The 10,357-nt window shown below is 42.5% G+C and carries 9 protein-coding genes, 1 tRNA gene, 2 rRNA genes and 1 other annotated feature; of the genes, 2 read left to right on the top strand and 10 right to left on the bottom strand.

The annotated features are described in order from the left end of the window. Window positions 1–330, bottom strand: a 330-nt coding sequence (locus tag AM506_RS21240; RefSeq protein ID WP_152968651.1) for a helix-turn-helix domain-containing protein, incomplete at its 3' end; no start/stop codon positions are given. A 168-nt stretch (window positions 331–498) separates the two neighbouring features. On the opposite strand from AM506_RS21240, the gene AM506_RS21235 reads away from it, so the two are divergent. Next, a complete protein-coding gene (locus tag AM506_RS21235; protein WP_060675069.1) occupies window positions 499–861 on the top strand; it encodes a hypothetical protein in 363 nt (120 codons plus the stop codon). 106 nt (window positions 862–967) lie between these two features. On the opposite strand, the gene AM506_RS21230 is transcribed toward AM506_RS21235, so the two are convergent. From AM506_RS21230 to guaB, 6 genes are all read right to left on the bottom strand, one after another. Further along, window positions 968–1,060: transfer RNA gene (locus tag AM506_RS21230), tRNA-Ser, on the bottom strand. 117 nt (window positions 1,061–1,177) lie between these two features. Further along, window positions 1,178–2,452 (bottom strand): serine--tRNA ligase, encoded by a 1,275-nt coding sequence (serS, locus tag AM506_RS21225; protein WP_060675067.1) that lies wholly within the window; start codon window positions 2,450–2,452, stop codon window positions 1,178–1,180. A gap of 49 nt (window positions 2,453–2,501) precedes the next feature. Then, window positions 2,502–2,711: a binding site (T-box leader), on the bottom strand. Window positions 2,712–2,764: 53 nt separating this feature from the next. Next, window positions 2,765–3,355 (bottom strand): pyridoxal 5'-phosphate synthase glutaminase subunit PdxT, encoded by a 591-nt coding sequence (gene pdxT, locus AM506_RS21220; protein ID WP_060675064.1) that lies wholly within the window; start codon window positions 3,353–3,355, stop codon window positions 2,765–2,767. Window positions 3,356–3,366: 11 nt separating this feature from the next. Beyond that, entirely contained in the window at window positions 3,367–4,248 is an 882-nt protein-coding gene (gene pdxS / locus AM506_RS21215; RefSeq protein WP_060675063.1) for a pyridoxal 5'-phosphate synthase lyase subunit PdxS, read from the bottom strand. Window positions 4,249–4,523: 275 nt separating this feature from the next. After that, a complete protein-coding gene (locus AM506_RS21210; RefSeq protein ID WP_200908476.1) occupies window positions 4,524–5,843 on the bottom strand; it encodes a D-alanyl-D-alanine carboxypeptidase family protein in 1,320 nt (439 codons plus the stop codon). 231 nt (window positions 5,844–6,074) lie between these two features. Then, complete coding sequence (gene guaB, locus AM506_RS21205; protein ID WP_060675059.1) at window positions 6,075–7,538, bottom strand: IMP dehydrogenase; 1,464 nt, start codon at window positions 7,536–7,538, stop codon at window positions 6,075–6,077. Window positions 7,539–7,650: 112 nt separating this feature from the next. On the opposite strand from guaB, the gene AM506_RS21200 reads away from it, so the two are divergent. Continuing rightward, window positions 7,651–8,586 (top strand): YaaC family protein, encoded by a 936-nt coding sequence (locus AM506_RS21200; RefSeq protein WP_060675057.1) that lies wholly within the window; start codon window positions 7,651–7,653, stop codon window positions 8,584–8,586. Window positions 8,587–8,619: 33 nt separating this feature from the next. On the opposite strand, the gene AM506_RS21195 is transcribed toward AM506_RS21200, so the two are convergent. The 3 genes from AM506_RS21195 to AM506_RS21185 all read right to left on the bottom strand — a co-directional run. Continuing rightward, window positions 8,620–9,105, bottom strand: coding sequence for a glutathione peroxidase (locus AM506_RS21195; RefSeq protein WP_060675055.1), 486 nt, complete (start codon window positions 9,103–9,105; stop codon window positions 8,620–8,622). A gap of 878 nt (window positions 9,106–9,983) precedes the next feature. Next, window positions 9,984–10,100, bottom strand: a 5S ribosomal RNA gene (gene rrf, locus AM506_RS21190). 103 nt (window positions 10,101–10,203) lie between these two features. Further along, window positions 10,204–10,357, bottom strand: a 23S ribosomal RNA gene (locus tag AM506_RS21185); the annotation flags it as partial.

The following is a 10,357-nucleotide window of genomic DNA, read 5'->3' as shown; positions in this document are numbered from 1 at the left end:
GCCATCTACTCCTTGTTCATTAAATATTTTCGTCCAAGAATGAATTAATGAAGGATTGTTCAGCTTAAATTGTTCCGCAGTTTCCTGATAAGAAGCGCCTGTCTCTAACATAAATAGTATCGTATCTAATTTAAATTGAACAGAGTACGCTTTGTTTATTTCTCTTCGCTTTATACCTTCTATTCCTTGTGTTTTATAAGCTCTTACCCAATCTTGTAGTGGTGTCTTAGAGGGTAGGTTATATTTTTYCGCCAATGATTTATATCCAAGATGGCCATCCAGATACTCGGTGACAAGTTTTAGTTTAAATTCCTCACTATATTTAGCCATAAAAACACCCCCAAAAGTTAGTTTTCTACTCTAACTTTTGGGGGTCGATACCCAAGAGTAGTCTTTTTTTATACTCTCTTTAACGAAATGAGCAAAACACCCATCCGTTTATTTCCATTCGAAAAGAGGTATAGGTAGTAACAAACAATCGATGAAGGAGATGAAGTGATGATGGAATCGAAACAAACCTATTTTGTGGATATCAGCAGTGGGGATATTCTGCAGGATCCGAATCAAAATGCCAGTCCAAGCTTTCGGATATTCGCAACCCCTACAGAGGTGAATGAGCTTAAAATGCTCTTTAACGGTAACTATGATGATGACATGTCGACTATGAGACGTGCTCAAGTTCCTTTCCGCCAGTATCATAATTCACCTGAAGATAACCGTTATGATCAATCGATGAGGGATATTTATGCGAAGATTTACTTGCTGGGGGATGAAGAAGCACGCAGTCATATCACAGCGATCGGTGTGCTCGATAAAACGTCCGATCACCATGTAAGAGAAGACATAGAGAACCTTAAGTAAGAGGTACCAGGTCCTTTGACATGGGGGTAAAACAAAAAAATTCGTTACACAAAGTGTAACGAATTCTATCTCCAAAGTTTATGCGCGATGGTTATAAAAAAATCAATGGAGGAGGAAGGGGGATTCGAACCCCCGCGGGCTGTTACACCCCTGTCGGTTTTCAAGACCGATCCCTTCAGCCGGACTTGGGTATTCCTCCGTATCGACAAGAATTATAATAACATGGTGTACAAATAAGAGTCAAGCATATTTTATAAAAAATTTAAAAGAAGTCTCACTGATTAACGTGAGACTTCTTTTCGTGAACAAAAGGGATTTATTTAATGACTTCCACTCCACCCATATATGGACGAAGTGCTTCTGGTACACTGACACTGCCATCTTCCTGCTGGTAGTTCTCAAGGATTGCGGCTACTGTACGTCCGATTGCTAAACCAGATCCATTTAACGTATGAACATGTTCAGGTTTCGCGTTCGGCTCTCTTCTGAAGCGGATATTGGCTCGTCTCGCCTGGAAGCTCTCAAAGTTACTGCAAGAAGAAATCTCACGGTACGTCCCGTAACTCGGAATCCAGACTTCAATATCGTATTTCTTGGCTGCAGTGAAGCCTAGATCCGCTGTACACATAGATAATACGCGGTATGGAAGGCCAAGTAGCTGAAGAACTTTTTCAGCGTGACCCGTTAATTTCTCTAACTCATCATAAGAGTCCTCAGGCTTCACAAAGCGCACTAGCTCGACTTTGTTGAACTGATGCTGACGGATCAACCCTCTGGTATCACGTCCTGCAGACCCTGCTTCAGAACGGAAGTTGGCGCTGTATGCCACATAGCTTACAGGCAGCTCGTCAGCCTTCAGGATCTCATCGCGGTGATAATTCGTTACAGGTACTTCTGCCGTCGGGACTAAGAAGTAGTCCTCACTCTCGATTCTGAAAGCATCTTCTTCAAACTTTGGAAGTTGACCTGTTCCTGTCATACTCGCCCGATTCACAAGGAATGGAGGAATCATTTCCGTATAGCCATGCTCATCCATGTGAAGGTCCATCATGAAGTTGATAAGAGCTCTTTCAAGTCTTGCGCCCAGGCCTTTATAGAAAACGAAACGGCTTCCGGTCACTTTCCCTGCACGTTCGAAATCAAGGATCCCAAGATTTGTTGCCACATCCCAGTGAGGCTGGGCTTCGAAATCAAATTCCCGAACCTCTCCCCATTTACGCGCTTCAATATTATCATCTTCAGTTTCCCCAACAGGTACCGTTTCATGGGGGATGTTTGGAATAGAAAGAAGGATGCGCTCCAGCTCTTCTTCGATGCCTCTTAATTCATCATCCAATTTTTTTACCATGGCACCGACTTCGCGCATTTCCAGAATCATATCCTGAGCATCTTTTTTCTCTTTTTTCAGCTCGGCAATTTGTTGTGATACTTCATTACGCTTGCTCTTTAGATCTTCACTTTCCACAAGGAGCTCTCTTCTTCTCTTATCAAGCTCTTCAAACTTATCGAAGTCCTCCAGGTTCTCACCGCGGTGCTGAAGTCGTCCTTTAACATCTTGAAAATTGTTACGTAAATACTTAATGTCTAACATGTTAGGTTCTCTCCTTTTTATAAAAAAATAAAAAACCCCCATCCCTGGTAAAAGGGACGGAGGTTTCCGCGTTGCCACCCTAATTGAAGACGCTCTCGCATCTTCCTCTTAAGAGATGGTAACGGAATCACCGAAAATACCTACTTCATTCAGTACTTCACTCAAGGATGGATTCGTAAAGCTCCTGCATCGATTCTCACCGGCCATCGACTCTCTTTAGCAAGCCTTCTTTACTACTATTTCCTATCAACGATTTAAATTTTTATTGGTTATTTCATAATCTACTACAATGTTTTCCATTTTGCAATAGAATTATGCGATTGTTTTCTCCATGCTTTCCTTCACCATTTTAACGAAGAAAGCGGTCAAACGATGATCATCCGTCAATTCAGGATGGAATGAACAGCCGAGGAACTGTCCGTGGCGGGCAAGCACGATACGCTCGTTATGCTTCGCCAGGATTTCAACATCTTCTCCCGCTTCCACGATATGAGGCGCACGGATGAAGACGGCATTGAATCCTTCTCCTACATGGGCAATCGAAAGGTCCGCTTCGAAGCTTTCCTTCTGACGGCCGAATGAATTACGCTCCACCGTCACATCCATCACCCCAAGATGAGGCTCTTCATAACCCACAACATGCTTCGCTAACAGAATCAAACCGGCACATGTTCCAAAGATCGGCTTCCCTGCTGCTGCGAATTGTCTTAACGGTTCCATAAAACCATAGCGGTCAATCAACCTTCTCATCGTCGTACTTTCCCCACCAGGCATGATGAGCCCCTGAATCTCTTCAAGTTGCTCTACACGCTTAATGACAATCGCGTTGGCACCTGAGGCTTCAATGGAACGTACATGCTCCCTGACGGCACCTTGAAGTCCTAATACACCGATGTTCAACATAGAATCACACCTTACCATCCACGGTCTTGCATGCGGTTTTCAGGGAGGATAGAAGCAATTTCTACACCCTTCATGGCTACACCAAGCTCTTTAGACAGTTCTGCGATCAACTTGTAATCCTGGTAGTGAGTAGTCGCTTCTACAATCGCTCTTGCGAATTTCTCTGGGTTTTCTGACTTGAAGATACCAGAACCTACGAACACTCCGTCAGCCCCTAATTCCATCATAAGAGCAGCGTCAGCTGGTGTGGCAATTCCGCCTGCAGCAAAGTTTACAACTGGTAAACGACCATTTTCTTTAATTTCTAACAATAATTCGTATGGAGCTCCCAGTAACTTCGCTTCTGTCATGATCTCATCTTCATTCATGCTCACTAGCTTACGTACTTGAGCATTGACCTTACGCATATGACGAACCGCTTCAACGATGTTACCTGTTCCAGGCTCACCCTTTGTACGAAGCATAGATGCCCCTTCACCGATTCGGCGGGCAGCTTCACCTAAATCACGGCATCCGCATACGAAAGGAACCGTGAAATCTCTTTTATTTAAATGATACTCTTCATCAGCCGGCGTCAATACTTCACTTTCATCAAGATAATCAACACCCATTGATTCAAGAACCCTTGCCTCAACGATATGACCGATGCGAGCCTTCGCCATTACTGGAATCGACACGGCACCCATCACTTCTTCAATAATACGAGGATCTGCCATTCTTGCCACTCCACCTGCAGCACGGATGTCTGCTGGAACTCGTTCTAAAGCCATTACCGCCACTGCACCTGCAGCTTCGGCAACTTTTGCCTGCTCTGCATTGACAACGTCCATGATCACGCCGCCTTTTTGCATTTCAGCCATACCTCTTTTTACACGATCTGTACCAGTCTTCATATCTATATCCCCCTTATATTTATCCCTTGCCTGCCCCACAACTTCCCAAAAAAGGAAGAAAACGTGACTAAAACAATCGGAATGATTATGTAACCCTACTGCTAAATAAACAATAAAAACAAGCTTATGTCAAGACGAAAAGCGGAGGGGCTCGTTCTGGAGCTACAAGCATTTCATGGAAATCAGTTAATCCTCCCCAATAGAGTTTCCTACAATAATTCTACTATAAAAAACACCAAGACCTGTCCAACATAAGTCTTGGTGTTTCATTAATTTTAGAACCAGCCTTTAACTGTAGAGGTAATGGAATCCCAGATGTCTCCGAAGAAACCACCTACGGCTCTCATGGAAAGGACGAACCAGTTTGCTTTCTCGACGCCATCCACTGTGACTACAGAAGCTTTTGAAGCATTCGTCCCTTTATCAGTAAGGTAACCTAAATCTTTCTTGCCTTTCGCTTCCAACATGACATACCCGACCTTTTCCCCTTCTTTAACAGGAGCCGTCAGTTCGCCGTCATCATTCAGCTTTTTCTTATCCAATACAAACTTAGGCTTGTATTGATCCTCTTCACCGTTCTTAACTACCATGCTTAATGGAGAATCGGTTTTGATTTGTACTTCTTTTTCTTTTCCTTTTTGTACTGGAAGTGTTTTATGTCCTTTTACTTTGTAATCAGCAGGAAGGACTTCTTCCATAGTAAAATTAGAAAAAGCGTAGTCTAACATTTTTCTTGTTTCATTAAATCGTGCGTCATAAGAATTTTCTCCAGAGCTGATATCCACGTTCATCACCACTGTAATATAACGCATTCCATCTCTTTCAGCTGTTCCTGTGAAACATCCACCCGCAAAATCGGTCGTACCGGTCTTCAAACCGTCCATACCTTCATATTCACGAATCAATCCAGGCAGCATCCAGTTCCAGTTTTTCATATTGAAAGCATCTTCAGTACCCTCAGCGAATGTTTTCTTCGCGATACCTGATGTCTTAAGAATTTCAGGGAAATCTTTCATCAATCGATAAGCAAGAGTTGCTGTATCTTTCGCAGACATCACATTTTCTTCATCCGCTCCGCCTACGACCTGATCCACATAAGGAGCTAAATCTTTATTATTCAATCCAGTCACATTGACAAATTTATAATTTTCCAAGCCCAGTTCTTTGGCTTTATCATTCATCATTTTAACAAACTTTTCTTGAGAACCGGCTACAGTTTCAGCGATAGCCATCGCTGCAGCATTTGCAGATTCAATCGCCATGGCCTCATACAAATCTTTGATTTTATATGTACCCTCTTCTCTTAATGGAACATTACTCAAATTATCATTATGGGACATATTCGAAATTTTTGTCGGAACCGTGTATGTCTGATCCCACTTCACTTTACCTTCTTTTACCGCTTCAAGTAACACGTACTCCGTCATCATCTTCGTCATACTTGCAATTCCTTGAGCAGTGTCGGAATTCTTTTCATACAGAATCTTACCTGTACTTGCTTCTACTAAAATCGCAGCTTTTGCGTTTACGTCCAAGTCACCTTGAGCATTGGCAGGTTTCTGCACCATACTCATTGCCATCATAAAAACCATCATACAAACAAAAGATTTTTGAATCCAACTTCTTTTCACTGTTAGCCCTCCAAGATTTTATGTACACCTTCGTTATTTTAACATAGTTCCAAAGGTAAGAATAGACAGAGAATATGACTAGTTTTGGCATAGGTCAAGGGACTTGCGGCCTCTAAAAAAAGGCGAAGAATAACCTTTCGTTTACACAAAAAAAAGCTGACCAGGAAAAACTGATCAGCTTTTGTCATTATTTTCTTATAAAGAGTAGTTTGGTGCTTCTTTCGTAATCTGAACATCATGAGGATGACTTTCACGAAGCCCTGCACCTGTCATTTTAATGAATTGCGCCTTTTCTCTTAAGTCGAATAAGTCTTTTGTTCCACAATAGCCCATACCTGAACGCAAGCCTCCGACAAGCTGATACAATGTATCGGCTAAAGGTCCTTTATAAGGAATACGCCCTTCGATGCCTTCTGGAACGAACTTTTTCGCTTCTTCTTGGAAATAGCGGTCCTTCGATCCTTTTTCCATGGAGCTGACAGAACCCATCCCTCTGTATACCTTAAAGCGTCGACCTTGGAAAATTTCCGTTTCGCCGGGGCTTTCGGATGTCCCTGCCAATAAGCTTCCAAGCATGACTGCATGTCCACCGGCTGCCAGGGCTTTCACGATATCCCCGGAATACTTGATGCCTCCATCGGCGATGATGCTCTTACCATGCTTTCTTGCTTCTGTTGCACAATCATACACAGCGGTAATTTGTGGAACACCCACACCTGCAACAACGCGGGTCGTACAGATCGAACCAGGTCCGATTCCCACTTTGACCACATCTGCACCAGCTTCAATCAATTCTCTTGTCGCTTCAGCCGTCGCTACATTACCTGCTACGATATTTAACGTTGGATAAGCTTCACGTATTTCACGAACAATAGAAAGGACTCCAGCGGAATGGCCGTGGGCCGTATCGATTACAATGACATCCACATGGGCTTTCACTAAATGCTCTACCCGGGTTAAAGTATCTTTTGAAATCCCGACAGCCGCACCTGCTAATAATCGTCCTTGAGCATCTTTGGCCGAATTCGGGAACTCGATGACTTTCTCAATATCCTTGATCGTGATCAATCCTTTAAGTGTTCCTTCTTGATCGATCAAAGGCAGCTTTTCAATTTTATATTGCTGAAGAATTTTTTCCGCTTCTTCTAGGGTAGTGCCGACTGGTGCCGTTACAAGATTTTCCTTCGTCATGACATCCGAAATCTGGATCGAATAATCCTGGATGAAACGAAGGTCACGATTTGTTAAAATCCCGACAAGCTTCTGCTCTTGCTCGTTGTTCACAATCGGAACACCGGAAATTCTATATTTGCCCATCAAGTGCTCTGCAGAAAAGACTTGATGATCCGGAGTTAAAAAGAATGGATCAGAGATAACTCCACTTTCGGAACGTTTTACTTTATCGACCTGTTCAGCTTGCTGTTCAATACTCATATTCTTGTGGATGATACCGAGTCCACCTGTCCGGGCCATGGCAATCGCCATTTCAGCTTCGGTTACAGTATCCATCCCTGCACTGATGACAGGAACATTCAGCTTAATTGATTCTGTTAACTCAACAGAGATGTTTACATCCTTTGGCAACACCTCTGATTTAGCTGGTAATAATAACACATCGTCAAACGTTAAACCTTCTTTAGCAAATTTAGAATCCCACATGTTTTCGGCCTCCCTAGTCCCAAAATATTATTAGTAGGTTATCAATTGGTTAAAATACTGTCAAGAAGAATAGGATTAATTTAACTTTTCAGAATAATTAGAAGGTGATCTCTTGAACGAAATACATCAGCACTGGGACTTCATTCACTATTTTCAATCAGCGGAATACTCCCAGAAGTTTCTAAAAAAATGTTACGAAAAACTGGGTTCCATTCAAGCTGAATTAAAGAGTTATGAAAACTGTTATCCATTCATGTATTACTTAGAACAAGGAGAACTTTATTATAAACAAGCCATGATGTCCCCTTTTTCACTGAAGCCCATATTGCTTTTCTATGGATACATTCATTTTATTAAGGCGATTGTCCTGACAGAAGATCCGGAATACCCTGAAACAACTACCGTTCTTGCTCATGGGATTACTTCAAGAAAAAGAAAGAAGCAGCAGTACAGGTTTCTACAGGATGAAGTGAAGGTTCAGAAAAACGGGCTCTTCTCACATTTCTCGGACCTTGTGTTCCACGTGAAACATATCATCGGAGAAAAATACAAAATGGAAGACCTGCTTGTCCAAATACCTGAACTTGAAGAAGCATTTCTTATTCTGCTGAAGAAGAAAACCATGTTTTGGTTTACCAACCAGCACGAACTGACGATCGACGAGTCCTTACTATCCCACTTTCACATGTCCGGGTCTTTATTTAAACAATACATGAACGAAAAAATAACAGGTGATTCAATCCAGATTACAAATGATATGTTACACGCAGCCAGCACTGAGGAGCAACTGCCTGTAAGATGGCATTTAAATAAAAACCTATTGGCACTGCCGGGAATTCGAAACGAAGCATCAGGTATACCTGAGGTACTCATCCACTATGCCATTCTTTATAACCTAAGCATGATTGCCCGGTACGAAACCGAATGGTGGGTGGAATTATTAAAAAACCGTACCAATGAAGACTATCCAATCATTACAACCTTTCTCAACGTAACAACAGAAAAGTCACCCTATCTATTACTCAAGATCCTGAAGGATAAAACATAGGAGAAAGAGAAAGGTCATGCCTTTCGTCTTTCTCTATTCAGCCTGAAGTAACTTTCTAATATCATCCTCAATTTTACGAGGATTGGTTTGAGGAGAATACCGATCAAATACCTCACCATTTTTCCCAACCAGAAACTTAGTAAAGTTCCACTTAATATTTGAAAGAAGGACACCCTTTTTCTCTCGGGTTAAGAATGTGAACAGTGGGTGAGCTTCCTTCCCCTTCACATCGACCTTCGCAAACATCGGAAATGAAACTCCGTAATTCACCTGACAAAACTCCATGATATCATCTTGATTATCGAACTCCTGGTTCATAAATTGATCACACGGAAATCCCAGTACAACGAGTCCTTCTTCTTTATACTCTTCATACAGGCCCTGAAGCTCTTCAAATTGAGGCGTAAAGCCACACTTACTTGCTGTGTTCACAATCAGCATCACTTTGCCCTGGTAGTCTTCTAGAGACGTCACAGATCCATTCGCTCTCTTAACAGTGAAATCATAAATTGTCGTCATGTTTTTCTCTCCTTGTTTATACTCTCTTACTTAAATAATACGTTACGAGGTTGAGAGATAGCAATTTTCAGTGGGTGGTGGGATGGGCATGTTGATTGGGGGGATAGGTGGATTGAATAGGTGGGTTTGTTGTTTGAAGGAATGACTTGGTGGTCAGATGACTGATATCCGATCTCGGACTTCTAATAGATTTGGTTATTAGGACAAAGAAAGTTTTATCATTCTTTAGTATCTTAAAAAACACTTCGATACAGAGTAAAAAGAACCAAAAGACGTGCCCTGGATTAACATAAGGGTTAATATTGCAAGATTATTAGCCTTTCATCAGGGAACTCACAAAGCTGAGAAGTGGAAGAGAAGTTAATTGCGTCATTTTCGGAAGGGATTGCGTCGTTTTTGAAATTATTGCGTCATTTTCAGAGGTAATTGCGTCATTTTTTCCTTTTATGCGTTTTTTACCTTTTTATTCCATCTCCCTCACTCCTCTCTAACCTCGCACTGCGGTCTAGGAGAGATCATGCCAATCCTTATGTTCTTCGAACAAAAAACAAAACAAAAAAAGAGCAGCCCCTAAGAGCTACTCTTTCTTCACATTTGCCTGGCGACGTCCTACTCTCACAGGGGGAGCCCCCAACTACCATCGGCACTGAAGGCTGCGGCTAGTGATGAGCGGCGAATCTCTTCGTCCGCTTCACTCGTTCAGATCCTCGTGTGGGGGCCACACTCCGGTCTTCACTCCCTCGCGTCCTCGACCTTCTTGCTCCTCCCTACCCTCGCACTCGGTCGAGGAGAGATCGGTTAAATTATTCCTTATGTTCTTCGAACAAAAAAACAAAACAAAAAAAGAGCAGCCCCTAAGAGCTACTCTTCTACTATTTGCCTGGCGACGTCCTACTCTCACAGGGGGAGATCCCCCAACTACCATCGGCGCTGAAGAGCTTAACTTCCGTGTTCGGCATGGGAACGGGTGTGACCTCTTCGCCATTRTCACCAGACGAATATTCAATTGAAGGGATTGTTCCTTCAAAACTAGATAAAGAATTGATGTCAAGAAAGCCGAATACCGACCAATTGTTGTTCATATAAATATGACTCTTTGTGGTTAAGTCCTCGATCGATTAGTATCAGTCAACTCCACATGTCGCCATGCTTCCATCTCTGACCTATCTACCTAGTCATCTTCTAGGGATCTTACTCACTTACGTGATGGGAAATCTCATCTCGAGGGGGGCTTCATGCTTAGATGCTTTCA

Source organism: Rossellomorea vietnamensis (assembly GCF_001305855.1).
GTDB classification, from domain to species: domain Bacteria; phylum Bacillota; class Bacilli; order Bacillales; family Bacillaceae_B; genus Rossellomorea; species Rossellomorea vietnamensis_A.
Note: the sequence above shows the minus strand (reverse complement) of the source record. Positions and strands in the feature narration are given on the sequence as shown.